We start from the raw sequence: 16,725 nt of genomic DNA on the forward strand, positions 1-16,725 counted from the left end.
CCTTTTCTTCTTTATTAGTCAAAAAAGCCTTTTCAAATGAAGGTTACTTTTTCGGGACATTAAGCTGTAATTCTGGGGTTGCTGCAGCTTTGGCCTTCAATTTACGATGAATAAACCAGCCAATCAAAATGAAAAGAATGACAGCAACATTTCCTAGCACAATGTAAATCAAAGCTTTCTTTCGTGATTCTTCACGCATTTGAATAATTAATTGTTCTTGCTGCAATCGTCGTAAATTTTCCAATTCGGCTTCTTGCATACGACGAGTGGTAGAGAGATCGATTTCACTCACTACACTGTAAGTCCGCTCTTTAATAGGAAAAATGAGTGGCCTTTTCGTTCCTAAATCCGTTGCGTACAACATTCCATGCCAAGAGTAATGACCATACTCACCACTATTGGGAATTGAGAAATTTAAGCTAAGTGATTGCTCATCAGCCTGAGCTTGCGTTAAAAAAGGTTCTTGATAGGCCCCTTTATGCGTGACTTGCCCTGCCAGAGAGCCGGGTTGAATCATGCCACTTTCACCACTAAATATGACTTGATGTGGTTGATTTTCTGAGCGGGATTGGATGAAAGTCGTCGTGATTGGTGAAGGATACACTAATACTTCTTGCTCCTGCGCACGTAGAAAGACGCCATTCCCTGAAGTGATTCTCACACGATATTTATCCGGTTCTAATGTGATAGGAAGTGCTACAGTGAAAACCCCATCTCCCGGTTTTTCATCCAACCCTCGTCCGTCATCAGAAAAAACACCCACTTCTATCGGTAAAGGGCGGACGTTTTCACTCACCGTTTGTTCATTTTCAACGTATTTTGTGAAAGTAACGGTTAAATTCACCCTGTCTAGAAAATCTCTAAGTAACAGGGGTTTTCCATCAGAGAGCAAGCGAGCCGTAAATTTTATTTCCTCACCTTGATATAAACGGGAAGGTAAAACATCGCTGACCATCTGTAAGTGAGAAATAAGCCTGATATTATTTTTAGGCGAAACCTTACCCACTGCTTGCCAAGGTCCGGGCATTGGCTGATCAATCGACACTATATCCATTGACGGCTCTTCATACCAACGAACGTTGTCTGGATGATGTCTCGCATAATATTTCGTACCATCCGGCCTCACTAATACCACGGGCTGAGAGTTTTTTTCTCGATAAATAACAAACGTAATTTGTGAAATGGTCGAATCGACACGAAAGCGATTATCCAGCAATGACATCACAGACTCATTACTTGCCAGCACATTAACGCTTAATAGCCACCCTAATATCGCTATTCCTATCCGCCACATAATTTCTCCTACTGACGCCAGAGGCAAACACCTTTTTTTTCAACGACATCCAAACGATCTTGGTGTGCCTGTAGTTCATCGGCCGATGCTCGTAAAACTTTGAGCTTTTTACGCTCCCCCGTCACTCGTTTAATGGTATTACTCCCTTGCTCACCATTTTGATTGCCTGCTGAAAACTGTAAGGAGGTTTGCCCCCCCGTCATTAATAGGTAGACATCAGCTAAGATCTCCGCATCAAGCAATGCCCCGTGCAATGTTCGGTGAGAGTTATCTATGCCATACCGTTCACATAATATATCCAAATTGTTACGTTTGCCTGGGAAGATTTTCTTCGCCATCGCCAGCGTATCGGTGATTTTACAATACTGCTCCGTTTTACCGATTGCTGAGCCTAATTTACCAAATTCATAGTCCATAAACCCCACGTCGAAGGGCGCGTTATGGGCCACCAACTCAGCGCCTTTAATAAAGTCCAAAAACTCCTGATGAACATCTTTGTATTCAGGCTTATCAATAAGAAATTCATCAGTAATCCCATGAACTTCGATAGCTTGAGGCTGAATATCTCGATCGGGTTTTAAATAAACATGAAAGTGTCGCCCAGTCAGCTTGCGATTGATGATCTCCACCGCGCCGATTTCAATAATTCGATGCCCTTCATAGTGAGGGCCCCCTTCAAAGTTCATACCGGTGGTTTCGGTATCCAGAACCACAATACGATCGTAGTTAGAATTGTTGCTAGTATTCATAAGGATATCTATGTCAGACTATGCCAATGGTGTGCGTAACCCAATAGTATCAAATCATGAAGAAACAGGTGGAAATTTTCACTGACGGTTCTTGTTTAGGCAATCCTGGCCCTGGGGGGTATGGCGTTGTGCTGCGTTATAAACAAGTAGAGAAAACCTTATCAAAAGGTTATCGGCTAACGACCAATAACCGAATGGAGATGTTGGCCGCCGTAGTGGCCCTACAAACACTAAAAGAGCCTTGCGAGGTCATTTTAACGACAGATAGCCAATATGTACGCCAAGGCATTACTCAGTGGATCCATAACTGGAAGCAACGAGGCTGGAAAACGGCCGATAAAAAACCGGTAAAAAATGCCGATCTCTGGCAGAGGTTAGATAAAGAAACCGCCCGCCATCATGTTGAATGGCGATGGGTTAAAGGCCATGCCGGCCATAGAGAAAATGAAATGTGTGATGAACTGGCTAGAACAGCGGCAGAGAATCCCACCGAAGAGGATCATGGCTATCAGCCTTAATGGCATCGATTTCGTCAATCACTACTCTGAGGATTTAATACGATAATTAAATCCAACGGGAGAAAAACGCCGCTTAAGGTTCCAGTGGGGTTTAATCGGTTTTAAAGGATAAGTCCGTTTGCGTGCCACAATAAAATAGAGACTTCCCGCCGGACTTGCCCAGCCACCTAACGCATTTTCTAACCATGTCCACCAAGTGCGGTATTTTTGCATAGGAAAGAGCGCATATTGATCGCACTCAATTACCTGATAGTTAAGAACACTCAGCCAATCTTTAATTCGATTAGGAGTATACATGTGGCCGCTCCAAGGGAGATTATGCTTGCGCCAAGGCATTAAACTTGCGAAACCAGTCAAACTAATGGGATTAAAGCCGGTAATAATTAAGTAGCCATCATCAATCAAGACTCGGTCTACTTCACGTAAAATACGGTGCGGATCGTCACAATAATCCAGCTGATGGGCGAGAATCGTGACATCAATACTTTTTTCAAGAAAGGGTAAATCATAAGCATCCGCGATCAAACTATGCAAAGGGTTCTGGATATCGAGGTGAACTTGGTGTTGAATATTGCAATTGCCACTCGATAATTCACAGCTCAAACCACCCAGTTTTAGCATGTGGTAACCGAAAAGTTTAGGGCACCACTCATCCATTCGGGTTTGAATCGATTCACAAACCCACTGGCCGTTTTTCAATTGCGACCAAGAGTGAGGGATCTCTATTTTTTTTTGACTGCATGCTGGTTTCATAGCTAAATCGCTTTACCCAAGTGACCGGAGACAACTCATGTTACACATCAAAAGCATACCCGCATTTAACGATAATTACATCTGGCTGATTGAAAATAGCGATCATCGTTGTGCCGTGGTCGACCCCGGTGATGCGGCTCCCGTATTGAGTTATCTCACCGAACATGAACTCACCTTAGAAGCCATTCTCATTACCCACCATCATCATGATCACATCGGTGGTGTCGCTGAGCTGGTTCATCAATATCCCAATGTGAATGTAGTCGGCCCCACCCAAGAACCGATTCCAACCGTTACCCACCCCGTTCAAGGTGGCGATCAAATCGAATTGTTTGATGAACGATTTATGATTTTAGACCTACCTGGTCATACCCTTGGTCACATTGGCTACATTGGTGATAGCAAACTCTTTTGTGGCGATGTTCTTTTTTCCGCAGGTTGTGGTCGGGTATTTGAAGGGACTATGGAGCAAATGTTTACCTCACTCAGCAAGTTACAAGCACTACCGGGAGAAACCGAAATTTATTGTGCACATGAATACACAGCAAGCAATGTCGCCTTTGCCATGGCCGTCGAACCCGATAATGAACAGTTACAAATTTATCGAGATGAAGTGATTCGCTTGAGAGCACAAGGTCAATCAACCCTACCTACCACCTTACGCCGAGAAAAATGGATCAATCCTTTCTTACGAACTGACGCTCCCAGTGTGATGAAATCCGTCGCTAATCGCACGCAACAAAGTGATCCATTAGCTATTTTTACTGCATTACGTGAGTGGAAAAACGAATTTTAACGAATTGTTGCTTGTCATCAGATTCATACGACAAGTATTATCAGCAGCCAATTTATAGAAAGGCTGTTTTACATGCGAGTACAATTTAGCTGGGTAATGGTACTGCTATTAGCAGGATGTCAGGTTGCCCAGCATGACAATGATCTCAGTGCCGAATCTCATCATGCCTCAATCTCAGAAACAAAGATTGTAAGCAAAACGACATCGTCTACTGCCATGAGTAAGCCACCGGTTGTCCAACCCAAAGTCTTAACACCTCAAGAGCAAGAGGATGTTTGGCAACGTATTGCTATGCAGCTTAGCTTACCTATCGCCGATGATCCAAGTGTGGATTACTATCGCACTTGGTACCTCAAACATCCTCAACACTTATCAACCGTTGCTAGACGTGCAGAACCTTTCCTTTATTTGATTACGGAAAAAATTGAGCAACGTAACTTACCTTTAGAGCTCGCCCTATTACCCATTGTCGAAAGTGCTTTTGACCCATTTGCCTATTCTCATGGAAGCGCCGCTGGGTTATGGCAATTTGTTCCAGCAACAGGGAAAATGTTTGGCTTAACACAAGATTTTTGGTACGACGGCCGACGGGATGTCGTCGCAGCCACCGATGCCGCTTTAGAGTATTTGACTCGCCTGAATGCTCGTTTTGATGGAGACTGGTATCTCGCCATTGCGGCCTATAACAGTGGGGGGGGGCGTGTTTCGAGTGCGATTCGTAAAAATACTCGGTTAGGTAAAGAAACCGACTTTTTCTCGTTAGATCTTCCCAAAGAGACCAGTGGCTATGTCCCTAAATTGTTAGCCCTCGCCGATATTATTGCCAATCAAGAAAAGTATGGCATTACTGTACCGATGATCGCCAATCAACCCGTTCTGGCCTTAGTGGATCCCAAAGAACAGTTAGATTTAGCCATTGCGGCTAATTATGCAGGCATCTCCGTTAAAGAGTTACAAAGCTATAATCCCGCCTATAATCAGTGGGCAACGGCACCTGAGGGGCCTCACCAATTTTTGATTCCAATCGACCGAGTCGAATCCTTTACCCAGCAAGTAGAAACAAACCGTGGTAAGGGAATGAAATTAGTTCGCTACCACGTTAAAAGTGGTGATAGTCTGAGTGTTATCGCTAGGCAACACAATACAACAACTCAAGTTATCCAAACCGCTAATAATCTCACCGGACACACGATACGAGTTGGCCAATATTTGATGATTCCTACCTCAGTCAGTGATGATAAAGCCTATGCACTTAGTGCAAACAACCGCTTAGAAAAGACTCAATCCTTAGCCCGTGGGCAGTATAAGCTTAACCATACGGTTAAAAGTGGTGAGAGTTTATGGACAATAGCAAAGGCTCATAATGTCTCTTACCAATCTTTGGCAAAATGGAATGGAATGGGGCCAAGAGATACATTGCGAGTAGGCCAAAAAATCGTTATTTGGAAAAAAAGCACGGATGGCGCCATTATTCGTACCGTATTTTACCAAGTACGAAGCGGTGATACATTAAGCGATATTGCTTCACGTTTCAAAGTGAACACCAATGATATTGTAAAATGGAATGATCTTTCCAATCAAAAATACTTACAACCGGGACAGCAAATCAAACTGTACGTTGATGTGACTAAAGTCAGTGTTTAACCCTTTATTTTATTGAGCATTCAATAAACGAAAAGAAACCAATAGTGGGTTATGATCAGAAGCGCTCGATTCGGGCGCTATTGCTCTTTCTAGTTCAAGCCCTTTATAAAAGACATGATCAAGAGGAAGCCCTGTAAGAAATTTCACTCTATGATCTTCAGAAAAAACCACCTCTTGTAACTGAATGGCTAACAGCGCAGACTTAAGCACCGAAACTCGCTCTTGACTCCAACTATTAAAATCCCCGGCCACAATAATGGGACCATGATGCTGACGCAAAGCCTTAAGTAGAGCTTCCAGTTGTTCCAAGTAGGCCTTTGAACCATAAGTAAAATTCACTGCATGTAGGTTAACAACGGCTAACTGTTGGCCATTACTTAATGGGTAGTGTGCATAAATCCCTGATTTCGGCAATCTTAACAAAGGCTCTTTTTTCGTATAAGCACAAGCAAAACTCGGCATAACACTCCCTAAGTTAAGCACACCGGAAGCTTCCCCAAACACACGAAAAGCATCGACATAAGCGCCATCCCATGCTTGCTGGGCAATCCAATTACGTAATGCATCGGTCATATTGGCTTCTTGCAATAACAATAGTTGAGCTTGTTGACTGTATCGGGTTAGCTCGCTCTCCCAATCACTCCGTTTTTGTTTGTAAATGTTCCATACCAAAATATTCAACTGACCATCATGATCAAGGGGGAATGAATGTGAATTTTGGTAACAGACCAAATCCCGCCCTTGAGCATCTTGTCCAATAGTGAAAAGTTGAGGTTGTTCCGGTACAGTAAAAATCGCATGGAAAATAGAAAGGGTTGCAATAATGGCAATGAAGGGGAATAAGAGTAGGTAGCGTTTTTTCATTATAAAAACCCGTGACCATCAATGCGAATAAGAAGATAAAGGAACAAGCCGCTCCCCTATCTTCTTAAAAAATGATTAAATCGCGTCTTCATCTTCCTCACCAGTTCGAATACGAACCACGCGTTCAATCTCACTGATAAAGATTTTACCGTCACCAATTTTACCGGTTTGTGCCGTCTCAATAATCGTATCCACACATTGGTCGGCAACATCTTCGGTCACGACAATTTCCAACTTCACTTTGGGCAAGAAATCCACCATGTATTCAGCACCGCGATACAGCTCCGTATGACCCTTCTGCCGTCCAAATCCTTTGACTTCAGAAACCGTCATTCCGGTAATTCCCACTTCAGCCAGCGCTTCACGGACATCATCGAGTTTAAATGGTTTAATAATGGCCTCGATCTTTTTCATGTTCATCCCTTAAACGTGTTTTTGTTACTGATTTTTCTTTGCTGATCGAATCAAAGTTTTCTGAACCGAGCAGATGATAGCGGGTATTATCAGCTAGACGATATAAACAATCAATAAAAAGCCCAAGCGATGGTTAGGTAAATCGACAAGTTACCACTACTTTAGATTGGCATAATAAGCCGCAAGATCAGCAATATCTTGATCGCTCAACATCATAGACTGTGCTTGCATCACCACGGCCAATCCACCAGTACGCTGTTTATTTTTATAAGCTTTCATCGAGCTGATTAAGTATTGTTCATTTTGCCCTTTTAAACTGGGATAACCGGGGATAACCGCAATACCATCAGCACCATGACAAGTAGCGCAGATAGCCGATTTGGCTTTTCCGGCCACAGCATCTCCAGCAGCCAAGAGCGGGCTGCTAAATAGGGTTCCCATCATCAATATCCCAACTAATCTTTTATTCATTCACTAACCTTATTTATGCCATCTATTCCATCAGGTTATCATTAATTGTGTATCTTAAAAACTTATCTCTCCCACACCAACTCACACTCTTGGCCAGAAAAATCACGATCCACAAATAGGCTGGCTATCGCAACAACTCTTTCTTTATACATTAAAATAGGTAATCGACGACGTTGCCAACTTGGAATGCGATATTCCTGAAACAGTTTTTTTAATTTTCGAGATCCTGCACGTCCAACAGGACAAGCAGATAACCCTTCAGGGTTAAACGAGACCCAAAACGCATCCGGTTGTTTAGGTAATAGAATATGGCCGGTCTGACAGGTTGATAACGTTAACCGACCAAGTTGATCTGGTAAGATAAGAGGCCGATTGAGCTGAATGTCTTGATGCCAGTGACGAATATCCCCTACGGAGGCCACACAAAAAAGCTCACCATCAAATCGACGTATTTGATACTCTTTCAATTGCAGTTTGGGATTTGCTGATGATTCCGCGAGTGCCACTTGCTGCCAAATCATCTCTGTATGCAACCGGCTGGGCATGACTACCCCTTGCTGCGCTAACCAGTGACGAATTAATTGCCGTCTGATCACTTCACTACACGGTTGTAGCTGGGAAATGGATAATCCCCCTTGTTCGCTGATTGCAGAAGCAAGCAAGTTTACAAGTAACTCATGAATGACCGCTTCTTGCTCTGCACAAAGCTCGGCACTCCGTTGTACCGCTTGATGGATGGTTGGCCAGCGTTCACAAAGAATGGGCGTTACTCGATGACGCAAAAAATTGCGTTCATAACGCACATCTTGGTTACTTTCATCATTCACCCATTGTAGCAGCTGCTGGCTGGCAAAAGATTCAATCACTTGCCTAGGCACATGTAACAGTGGGCGTAGCAAATGCCCTTGGCTAAAAGAAGCCCAAACCGCCATAGCGGATAATCCTTTAGGGCCACTTCCTCGCTTTAACGCAAGTAGGAAGGTTTCTAATTGATCATCAGCATGATGGCCCAGTAGTAAGGTCTCGTGTGTTTGGATATGTTGAGAAAGCACAGCATAACGAGCCTCTCGGGCTAGTTGTTCAATACTCTCGCCGCTGTTCGTGTCAAGAGAGACATGCTCAACAGACAGAGGAATTTGGTATTCATCACACCAATGTTGACACTGTTCTACCCAATGATTGGCATTGATACTCAAACCATGGTGAACATGTACTGCTCGGACAGGGATAGAATACTGTTGGTGATAATGAGCAAGTAAATGCAGTAATACTCGAGAATCCACCCCCCCACTTAAGGCTAAAACGGGATGCTCAACCGATCTCTCACGTAACTGCTGACAAAAGTGACTGTACAAATCCATCATAATTCTTGAGCTGATTTGATAAATAAAGGCCAGTGTACCGCTTGAGCCTAAAAACCCAAAGGGGCTGGATTATCTCCAGCCCCTTTTTTGGTATTGCTCGTTAACAATAACCATAATTCATCAAACGCTGATAACGACGCTCCAGCAGCGCTTCTTGATCTAAGGCTTCTAACTCTGAAAGCTGACGTAATAACATCGTTTTCAGGTTCTTTGCCATTTGCACGTGATCACGATGAGCGCCACCTAGTGGCTCTTCAATCACTTCATCAATCAAAGAGAGCTCTTTTAAACGAGGAGCCACCAGCCCCATCGCTTCTGCCGCTTGTGGGGCTTTATCTGCATCACGCCACAAAATAGAGGCACATCCTTCAGGAGAGATAACCGAATACGTGGAGTATTGCAACATGTTGACATAATCCCCAACACCGATAGCTAACGCACCACCAGAGCCACCTTCACCGACCACGTTACAGATAACGGGAACGGTTAAACCTGACATCACTTTCAGGTTTTTAGCGATCGCTTCTGACTGCCCACGCTCTTCAGCACCGACACCAGGATAAGCCCCTGCCGTATCAATAAAAGTGATGATCGGCATATTAAAGCGCTCAGCCATTTGCATTAAACGCAATGCTTTACGATACCCCTCGGGTTTAGGCATACCGAAATTACGTCTCACTTTTTCTCTCGTTTCACGACCTTTTTGGTGACCAATAACCATAACTGGGCGATCATCTAAGCGGGCAATGCCACCGACAATCGCTTTATCATCCGCATAGGCGCGATCTCCGGCCAGCTCATCAAACTCGGTGAACATATTATTGATGTAATCCAGAGTATAGGGACGCTGCGGATGACGGGCCATCTGTGCCACTTGCCATGCGCCAAGATCACTAAAAATTTTCTTTTTCAGCTCTAAACTTTTCTTTTCTAGCTGTTCAATCTCTTTTTCAAGATCTACGGACGAACTGCCACCGTGACGAGAGACATCACGTAGTGCCTGAATTTTTGCTTCAAGTTCTACAATGGGTTTTTCAAAATCTAGAAAATTTAGGCTCATCTACCGATCCTTTTTTACTCAGCTCGTCAATTGCGCAGCTGAATTTTAGTTAAATTCGAGTTCTACTTGGTCTTTGCCAAGCAACTGTTGTAATTCATCTAGTAATGTATCGTTGGGCGTTACTCGCCACTCTGTACCTAACGTCAAACGCACCCTAGCATCTGACCGCTGGTAGTATACCTTGACAGGCACCGTACCTGCTCGGTGAGGCTCTAAGATTTGACTAAAGCGCTCAAAAAATCGCTCATCGATTTGAGATTGTTCAATCGCAATGGATAAGCCACGGGCATATTTTTCACGTGCGCTACCCAAGTCCATGACTTCTCGCGCCGACATTTTAAGGCCACCATTGAAGTCATCAAAGCTGACCTGTCCAGAAACCACCAGAATTTTATCCTTTTCTAGCAATTCTGCATACCGATCTAATGCATCAGAATAGAGCATAACTTCCATTCGTCCAGATCGATCATCTAAAGTCATAAGCCCGATCCGACTGCCCCGTTTGGTCGTCATCACCCGCGCTGCAATCACAAGGCCAGCCACCGTTAATGATTGATCCCGTCGCGTTGGCGTTGCATCGTTTAATCGGCAACTTGTGTACTTACTCAGCTCTTTAAGGCATTGATTAATCGGGTGACCCGTTAAGTATAGACCCAGTGTTTCCCTTTCTCCCTCCAACCAGACTTTCTCTGGCCAAGGGGGGACTTGAATGTATTTTCGTTCGACTTCTTCCGGAGCATCCGTTAATACACCAAACATATCCGCTTGGCCAAACGCTTCTGCTTGGTGATGCTGGCTGGCCGCTTTCACCGCGTCATCCACTGAAGCCATTAATGCAGCACGGTGTGGCCCTAAATGATCCAAAGCGCCCGCTAAAATCAATTTTTCAATGACTCGCTTATTGACCTTTTTTAAATCAATTCGCGCACAAAAATCAAATAAGTCTTTAAAATACCCATCTTGATTTCGTGATTCTAAAATGGCTTCAATCGGGCCTTCACCCACACCTTTTATCGCACCGATACCATAAACTATCGCCCCGGAATCATCCACGTTAAAACGGTATAGCCCTGAGTTAATGTCTGGAGGAAGCACTTTTAACCCCATTCGATGGCATTCATCCACCAGCCCCACCACTTTTTCCGTGTTATCCATATCCGCGGTCATGACTGCGGCCATAAATTCAGCCGGATAGTGTGTTTTTAGCCATAAAGTCTGATAGGAAACCAAAGCATAAGCCGCAGAGTGCGATTTGTTAAATCCATACCCGGCAAATTTCTCTACCAAGTCAAAGATTTTCATGGCCAGTTCGCCGTCAACGCCATTGTTTTCCGCACCTTCTTTAAATACGGCACGTTGCTTGGCCATCTCTTCTGGCTTTTTCTTACCCATGGCTCGGCGAAGCATATCTGCACCGCCCAGAGTATAGCCTGCCAGCACCTGAGCTATCTGCATCACTTGTTCTTGATAGAGAATAATGCCGTACGTCGGCTCTAATATCTCTTTCAATGACTCGTGTTGCCACTTCTCATCTGGGTAGGAAATGGCTTCTCGACCATGCTTACGGTCAATAAAGTTATCCACCATCCCCGACTGTAATGGCCCCGGACGGAAAAGCGCCACCAAAGCGATGATATCTTCAAAACAGTCAGGTTGCAGACGTTTAATCAGATCTTTCATCCCGCGAGATTCCAACTGAAATACCGCGGTGGTTTCTGAATTTTGTAAAAGACGGAAAGATGCGGGGTCCGCCAGAGGAATCGATTCAATGCGAACGGGGGGTTCCCCTCTTTTTTCACGACGAGGGTTAATCAGCCCTAAAGCCCAATCGATAATGGTTAACGTTCGTAACCCCAAAAAGTCAAACTTGACGAGCCCTGCGTACTCAACGTCATTTTTATCAAACTGAGTCACCGGATGCTGACCTTCAGCATCGCAATAGAGGGGAGCAAAATCAGTAATAGCCGTAGGGGAAATAACTACCCCTCCCGCGTGTTTACCTGCATTTCGGGTACAGCCTTCCAAAATTCGGCACTTATCGATGAGCTCTTTGACTTCTTCATCCGCATCATAGAGCTCTTGCAGTGCCGGCTCAGCTTTAAAGGCTTTTTCCAGTGTCATCCCGGGATCCGGCGGAACCAGTTTAGAGATACGATCGACAAAGCCAAAAGGATGTCCCAGTACTCGACCAACATCCCGAATCACGGCTTTTGCCGCCATCGTACCGAATGTAATGATCTGAGAAACCGCATCACGGCCATACATATCCGCCACATGGTCAATGACTCGATCCCGTTTATCCATACAGAAGTCAACGTCAAAGTCGGGCATCGAAACACGTTCGGGGTTTAAGAAACGTTCAAAAAGCAGATCATATTCTAATGGATCAAGATCAGTAATTTTTAGTGCATAAGCCACTAAAGACCCGGCACCCGAACCTCGCCCCGGACCAACTGGAATATCGTTATCCTTCGACCACTGGATAAACTCCATAACGATCAAGAAATAGCCCGGAAACCCCATCTGGTTGATAACCTGAAGTTCAATATCCAGCCGTTCATCATATTCAGGTCGCCGTTCCGCTCGTACCACCGGATCAGGAAAAAGAAATTCCAGACGATCTTCTAACCCTTCTTTGGACTTTTTCACCAAAAACTCTTCAATGGGTAAGCCATCGGTTGGGAAATTCGGTAGAAAGTATTCCCCCAAACGCACAGTAACGTTGCAGCGCTTGGCTATTTCCACACTATTTTCTAGCGCTTCTGGAATATCACTAAATAGCTCGCACATCTCTTGCTCTGTTCGCAAGTATTGTTGTGGGCTGTAGTTTTTCGGGCGGCGAGGATCTTCAAGGGTGTAGCCATCATGTATGGCTACACGAATTTCATGGGCATCAAATTGTTCTGGCTTTAAAAAGACAACTTCATTAGTCGCCACGACGGGCAACTGAGTTTGCTCAGCCAATTCTAAAGCAAAATGAAGATAACTTTCTTCATCAGATCGGCCTGTTCGGATCAGTTCTAAATAAAAATTATCAGCAAAATGTGTCTGATAAAATTCAACGCATTTTTCAACTAAGGCTTGGTTTCCTTTCAGTAAAGCTTGGCCTATTTCTCCGTTTTTTCCCCCTGAAAGGATGATAAGCCCTTGACCATATTTAACCAACCACGCTTTATCAATAACGGGTTGATGCTGAATATGCCCCCGAAGATAAGCTTCAGATATAAGCAGTGTTAAATTTTTATAGCCAAGATTATCTTTAGCAAGAATAGTGAGTTTGGTTAGCTCCTCACCAAACTCCTCTGAACGTAAGGTGAAATCCGCTCCAACAATCGGCTTTACACCACAACTGTGCGCTGTACCATAATATTTCACTAACCCGCAAAGGTTCGTGAAATCCGTCAGCGCCATGGCTGGCATTCCCATTGCTGCCACTTGTTTAACCAAAGGCGGGACTTTGGATAAACCATCCATCATGGAAAAATCACTATGAATACGTAAGTGGATAAACTTTGGGTCTGACATTCAATAAAATCCTAGATGCTAGGGTTAGGTCGTGCAATGGCGCTATTCTACGTTAAAGCGGATCGACGTTAAACCATCATAGACAGCATTAGGGTTACCGTAACCCTAATGCCCGTTTTACGGGCGCAAAGCTGCGGCGATGTTGCTCTATCACCCCATACTGTTCAATGGCTGCAAAATGCGCTTTGGTGGGATAGCCTTTGTGCTGTGCAAAACCAAATTGGGGATAAATTTTATCAAGCGCTTCCATTTCTTGGTCACGCACCACTTTCGCAATAATTGATGCTGCGCTGATTTGAGCAACACGCAAGTCACCTTTAACCACGGCTTGAGCTTCCATGAGTAATGTGGGAACTTTATTGCCATCAATCAGAACCAAATCCGGCTGAATGGCTAAGCCAGCAACGGCTCTTTGCATGGCAAGCATGGTGGCTTGGAAAATATTCAGTTGGTCAATTTCCTGTGCCGAACAACGGCCAATAGACCAAGCCAGCGCTTTTTGCTGAATTTCAGGGAAAAGCGCTAAACGCTTTTTCTCTGATAGTTTTTTTGAATCCGTTAAGCCCGCAATAGGTTGGTTCGGATCAAGGATGACTGCCGCAGTCACCACATCGCCAACCAGAGGCCCACGTCCAACTTCATCCACTCCGGCAATCAAGGAATATCCGGCTGGCATCTCAAAAGGCCCCAGATCTTTCTCTTTTTTCTCTGTCATGATTTTTATTTATCTATCAGTGAAAGCACCGCCTGAGCAGCCTGTTCATCGGCTCCTTTTCGAATCCAGTGATGCATCTCGGTAAACTTATCAATCAACGCTTGATTGTCACTGTGTAATAGCGGATAAACCGCTTGGTATAAATTATCAACCGTACACTCTTCTTGTAGTAACTCTTTAACCAGTTCTTCCCCAGCTAAAATATTGGGCAGTGAAACATAAGGCGTTTTTAATAAACGTCTGGCTAGAAATGCCGTAATGGCATTCACTTTATACCCCACCACCATCGGGCGTTTGAGCAACATACACTCTAAGGCAACGGTCCCTGAAGCTAGTAGGACAACATCAGCCGCTGTAATGACATTGCGAGCCGTGTCATCCACCAAAACAAAGTGCAATTCAGGCGCGACCTTCTGCCACACGGCCTCAAACTGTTCACGGCGATGGGAATTAACGAGGGCAACAACAAATCCAAGCTCAGGATCATCTTGGTGTAAACGCTGACAAGTTCTAATGAAGGGTTCTGCTAATAACTTCATTTCACCGCCACGGCTACCCGGCAACACCGCCAGCCAGCGTTTATCTTGGCTTAACCCTAATAATTGCTGCGCGGCCTGTTTATCCGGCTGCATCGGTATACTATCGGCCAGCGTATGACCAATAAATTCACACGGCACATTAAATTTGTCATAAAACGCTTTCTCAAAAGGAAGAAACGCCAGCACCAAATGAGTTGCAGCCTCAATATTAACAATGCGCTTTTGCCGCCAAGCCCACACAGAAGGGCTCACATAATGGACCGTTTTTATCCCTGATTTTTTAAGATCTAATTCAAGACGCAGATTAAAATCCGGCGCATCAATCCCCACGAAAACATCAGGAGGGTTATCGGTAAAAAATCGCACCAACTCAGCTTTTACTTTCAATAACCTCGGTAACCGCCCTAAGACCTCGACCAAGCCCATCACGGCCAGCTCTTCCATGTCAAACAAGGATTGACAGCCTTGCGCGATCATTTTTGGACCACCGATACCAACAAATTCAGCGTCAGGATAATGGGTCTTTATGGCTTTAATAAAACCTTCCCCCAAAGTATCCCCTGAAAGTTCACCTGCGACAATACCGATACGCAATGGCTGTTGTTTCACGCTTCACTCCTCTTGCAGATTTGCTCTGCCTTAAAAGACAAAAGATCGCCGAACCGAGGCGATCTTTTTCAGCTAATAGATGAGAAATACTCGTTGAAAAAACTAGCGAATGATCCCACGCGTTGAATTTTCCAAGAAAGTAAGGAAAATTTTCACAGCAGGAAATTCATCCACTTCTTTGCTAATTTCAACTTTGGCCTCTTCCAAGCTAATTCCGCTACGATACAGAGATTTATAAGCTCGGCGAATCGCATGAATCTCCGCTTTTTCAAAACCACGACGTTTCAGCCCTTCAACATTGATACCAAATGGTGCGCAATGGTTACCTTGTGCCATAACATAAGGAGGAACGTCTTGAACCACGATAGAGCCCCCACCCAGCATGCAGTGATCCCCAATTTGGCAGAACTGATGAATGGCAGACATGCCACCAATAATCGCTTGGTTACCCACTTTAACATGCCCTGCGAGGGTGGCGTTGTTGGCAAAAATACAACGATCTCCCACGACACAGTCATGGGCAACGTGAGCATTGATCATAAACAAGTTATCACTACCCACAGTAGTAATACCTTGATCTTGTATGGTTCCACGGTGCATGGTGACACTTTCACGAATGGTATTGCGATCACCAATCACCAATTGTGTATCTTCACCCGCATATTTCAAATCCTGACACGCTTCACCAATCGAAGCGAACTGAAAAATACGATTATCTTGACCAATTTTAGTTGGCCCTTTTACCACCACATGAGACAGCAGCTCTGTTCCATCGCCAATTTCGACTTTACTGTCGACATAGCAAAATGGACCAATTTTTACCTTAGCACCAATAATAGCGCCTTCTTCCACCACCGCAGTTGGGTGGATTTGTGCCGTTGGATGAATCATCTTAAAACTCTCTGCGTGCACATTTCAATTCAGCGGAACAAACAATGCCGCCATCCACTTTAGCAACACCGTTAAATAAGGCGATTCCACGACGTTCTTTTAGAAATTCAACTTCAATGATCAGTTGATCGCCAGGGCCAACGGGTTTACGGAACTTCGCATTATCAATACTGGCAAAATAGTACAGCTCATTTTCTTTAGGTGCACCGAACGTTTTAAACGCTAACAGTCCGGTAGCTTGAGCCATGGCTTCTAGAATAAGCACGCCAGGGAAAACGGGAAACTGAGGGAAATGACCCGTAAACTGAGGTTCATTCACTGACACATTCTTGAGTCCGACAAGATACTTTCCTTCTTCATAATCGGTCACTCGGTCAATCAATAAAAAAGGGTAACGGTGCGGAAGAAGCTTCTGAATTTCAGTGATATCCATCATTTTCTTTTCAGTAGTCAAAGTCATATTCCTATTTAAAATAGATTAAATGGTTGAGCTCCAAACCTTTATCGGTGGAGCAAATT

At 44.4% G+C, this 16,725-nt stretch carries 16 protein-coding genes; 3 read left to right on the forward strand and 13 right to left on the reverse strand.

The window, feature by feature from the left end; translation table 11 throughout:
- Positions 1-43: 43 nt before the first annotated feature.
- Complete coding sequence (locus B5D54_RS05295; RefSeq protein WP_078925436.1) at positions 44-1,294, reverse strand: TIGR03503 family protein; 1,251 nt, start codon at positions 1,292-1,294, stop codon at positions 44-46.
- A gap of 8 nt (positions 1,295-1,302) precedes the next feature.
- The gene (gene dnaQ, locus B5D54_RS05300; RefSeq protein WP_078925437.1) at positions 1,303-2,043 is read right to left on the reverse strand and encodes a DNA polymerase III subunit epsilon; all 741 of its coding nucleotides are present in this window, start codon (positions 2,041-2,043) and stop codon (positions 1,303-1,305) included.
- A gap of 56 nt (positions 2,044-2,099) precedes the next feature.
- Here dnaQ and rnhA point away from each other — a divergent pair, with 56 nt between their 5' ends.
- Positions 2,100-2,561, forward strand: coding sequence for a ribonuclease HI (gene rnhA / locus B5D54_RS05305; protein WP_078925438.1), 462 nt, complete (start codon positions 2,100-2,102; stop codon positions 2,559-2,561).
- Between the two features lie 21 nt (positions 2,562-2,582).
- Here the strand turns inward: rnhA and B5D54_RS05310 are convergent, their stop codons facing one another.
- Positions 2,583-3,314, reverse strand: a complete 732-nt coding sequence (locus B5D54_RS05310) for a class I SAM-dependent methyltransferase (protein WP_078925439.1) — start codon at positions 3,312-3,314, stop codon at positions 2,583-2,585.
- Between the two features lie 37 nt (positions 3,315-3,351).
- On the opposite strand from B5D54_RS05310, the gene gloB reads away from it, so the two are divergent.
- Complete coding sequence (gene gloB, locus B5D54_RS05315; protein WP_078925440.1) at positions 3,352-4,110, forward strand: hydroxyacylglutathione hydrolase; 759 nt, start codon at positions 3,352-3,354, stop codon at positions 4,108-4,110.
- A 72-nt stretch (positions 4,111-4,182) separates the two neighbouring features.
- Entirely contained in the window at positions 4,183-5,754 is a 1,572-nt protein-coding gene (locus B5D54_RS05320; RefSeq protein WP_078925441.1) for a LysM peptidoglycan-binding domain-containing protein, read from the forward strand.
- A 9-nt stretch (positions 5,755-5,763) separates the two neighbouring features.
- On the opposite strand, the gene B5D54_RS05325 is transcribed toward B5D54_RS05320, so the two are convergent.
- The 10 genes from B5D54_RS05325 to fabZ form a co-directional block, all read right to left on the reverse strand.
- Positions 5,764-6,618, reverse strand: a complete 855-nt coding sequence (locus B5D54_RS05325) for an endonuclease/exonuclease/phosphatase family protein (protein ID WP_078925442.1) — start codon at positions 6,616-6,618, stop codon at positions 5,764-5,766.
- A 75-nt stretch (positions 6,619-6,693) separates the two neighbouring features.
- Positions 6,694-7,032, reverse strand: a complete 339-nt coding sequence (glnB, locus tag B5D54_RS05330; RefSeq protein WP_078925443.1) for a nitrogen regulatory protein P-II — start codon at positions 7,030-7,032, stop codon at positions 6,694-6,696.
- A 156-nt stretch (positions 7,033-7,188) separates the two neighbouring features.
- On the reverse strand, positions 7,189-7,476 hold the full coding sequence (locus B5D54_RS05335; protein WP_407834914.1) for a c-type cytochrome: 288 nt from the start codon (positions 7,474-7,476) through the stop codon (positions 7,189-7,191).
- 89 nt (positions 7,477-7,565) lie between these two features.
- On the reverse strand, positions 7,566-8,867 hold the full coding sequence (gene tilS / locus B5D54_RS05340) for a tRNA lysidine(34) synthetase TilS (RefSeq protein ID WP_078925445.1): 1,302 nt from the start codon (positions 8,865-8,867) through the stop codon (positions 7,566-7,568).
- Positions 8,868-8,967: 100 nt separating this feature from the next.
- Entirely contained in the window at positions 8,968-9,927 is a 960-nt protein-coding gene (accA, locus tag B5D54_RS05345) for an acetyl-CoA carboxylase carboxyl transferase subunit alpha (RefSeq protein ID WP_078925446.1), read from the reverse strand.
- 45 nt (positions 9,928-9,972) lie between these two features.
- Positions 9,973-13,452: a DNA polymerase III subunit alpha gene (dnaE, locus tag B5D54_RS05350; RefSeq protein WP_078925447.1), complete on the reverse strand. Its 3,480-nt coding sequence runs from the start codon at positions 13,450-13,452 to the stop codon at positions 9,973-9,975.
- Between the two features lie 94 nt (positions 13,453-13,546).
- Positions 13,547-14,167 carry a ribonuclease HII gene (rnhB, locus tag B5D54_RS05355; RefSeq protein WP_078925448.1) on the reverse strand — a complete coding sequence of 207 codons (621 nt, stop codon included), beginning with the start codon at positions 14,165-14,167 and terminating at the stop codon, positions 13,547-13,549.
- A gap of 5 nt (positions 14,168-14,172) precedes the next feature.
- Positions 14,173-15,315, reverse strand: a complete 1,143-nt coding sequence (lpxB, locus tag B5D54_RS05360) for a lipid-A-disaccharide synthase (RefSeq protein ID WP_078925449.1) — start codon at positions 15,313-15,315, stop codon at positions 14,173-14,175.
- 102 nt (positions 15,316-15,417) lie between these two features.
- Positions 15,418-16,206, reverse strand: a complete 789-nt coding sequence (gene lpxA, locus B5D54_RS05365; protein ID WP_078925450.1) for an acyl-ACP--UDP-N-acetylglucosamine O-acyltransferase — start codon at positions 16,204-16,206, stop codon at positions 15,418-15,420.
- A 1-nt stretch (position 16,207) separates the two neighbouring features.
- On the reverse strand, positions 16,208-16,639 hold the full coding sequence (gene fabZ / locus B5D54_RS05370) for a 3-hydroxyacyl-ACP dehydratase FabZ (protein WP_172459893.1): 432 nt from the start codon (positions 16,637-16,639) through the stop codon (positions 16,208-16,210).
- Positions 16,640-16,725 lie beyond the last annotated feature (86 nt).

Origin of the sequence: Vibrio cincinnatiensis DSM 19608, from assembly GCF_900167345.1 — a bacterium.
In the GTDB taxonomy this organism is placed as follows: domain Bacteria; phylum Pseudomonadota; class Gammaproteobacteria; order Enterobacterales; family Vibrionaceae; genus Vibrio; species Vibrio cincinnatiensis.